Genomic DNA, 1,300 nt, shown 5'->3' on the forward strand with positions numbered 1-1,300 from the left:
GGGTCTGATGCATGAAGTGAGACACTGAGTGTTGAACGCTCACCGCGTTCACCGAGAGGATGTCTTTCATGCCCAAACGCTATCCCCCAGAGTTTCGTGACGACGTCATCGCCGTGGCCCGAGCAGCTCAGAAAGCCGGCACACCCTTGACCCACGTCGCCGCGGACTTCGGTATCACCTCGTCGTGTCTGCGGCGCTGGCTGCGACTCGAGGCTGGTTCTGCCGCCTCCACGGCAGGAGATCAGGCTGATCTGGCTGCTGAGAACCGTCAGCTCAAAGCCCAGCTGCGCAGGGTCGAGCAGGAACGCGAGATCCTACGACGGGCTGCGGCGTACTTCGCCAAGGACGTCAACCCAAAATGATGTTCCCCTTCGTGGCCGATCTCGCCGCGGAGGGGATTGCCGTGGCAGTGACCTGCGCTGTGCTGGGACTGTCCCGGGCGTCGTACTACCGGTGGCGGCTCCGGCCGGTCACCGACGCTGAGATCACCGAGGCCTACCGGGCTAATGCCCTGTTCACCGCACACGCCCGGGACCCGGAGTTTGGGTACCGACTGCTGGCTGATCAGGCCCGGGAGGTCGGTGAGGCGATGGCCGATCGCACGGCGTGGCGGATCACCTCGGCCAACCGGTGGTTCAGCGTGTTCGGCAAGAAACGACGCCGTGGTGCCCGTCGGCCGGGCCCGGCGGTGCACGACGATCTGTGCACCGTCACCGACGCCGACGGACGTGTGCGCCACCGGTTCAGCGCCACGGCGGCGAACCGGTTGTGGCTCACCGACATCACCGAGCACCCCACAAAGGAGGGGAAACTGTACTGCTGTGCGATCAAAGACGTCTTCTCCGGCCGGATCGTCGGGTACGCCATCGACTCACATATGCACGCTGATCTGGCGGTACGGGCCTTGGACAACGCCGTGGCGATCCGCGCTGGTGCCGGTGAGGTTACCGGATGTGTGGTGCATAGCGACCGCGGATCCCAGTTCCGCAGCGGGGACTACCTCACCGCCCTGAAGCGCTACCGGATGGTCGGCTCGATGGGCAGAGTGGCTTCCTGTGGTGACAATGCGGCGATGGAGTCGTTTTTCGCCCTGCTGCAGAAAAACGTGCTGGACCGGCGGGTCTGGGACACCCGGGAGTCGTTGCGGGTGACGATCGTCACCTGGATTGAGCGCACGTATCACCGTCGTCGTCGGCAAGTGGGTCTGGGACGGTTGACCCCGGTGGAGTACGAGACCATGATGAAAACACCTGCCATCACGGCAGCGTAACCAACCTGTCTCAGATCATGCAGCAGACCC

1 protein-coding gene is annotated in these 1,300 nt (G+C 64.2%); it reads left to right on the forward strand.

Annotated elements, in window-relative coordinates:
- The first annotated feature begins 68 nt into the window (after positions 1-68).
- A protein-coding gene (locus tag ACT3TD_RS14760) for an IS3 family transposase (RefSeq protein ID WP_148263198.1) occupies positions 69-1,270 on the forward strand; the annotation gives its coding sequence in 2 pieces (ribosomal slippage) (positions 69-357 and positions 357-1,270; 1,203 coding nt in all).
- The last annotated feature ends 30 nt before the right edge of the window (positions 1,271-1,300 follow it).

The organism is Corynebacterium sp. AOP36-E1-14, assembly GCF_052377495.1.
Taxonomy (GTDB): Bacteria; Actinomycetota; Actinomycetes; order Mycobacteriales; family Mycobacteriaceae; genus Corynebacterium.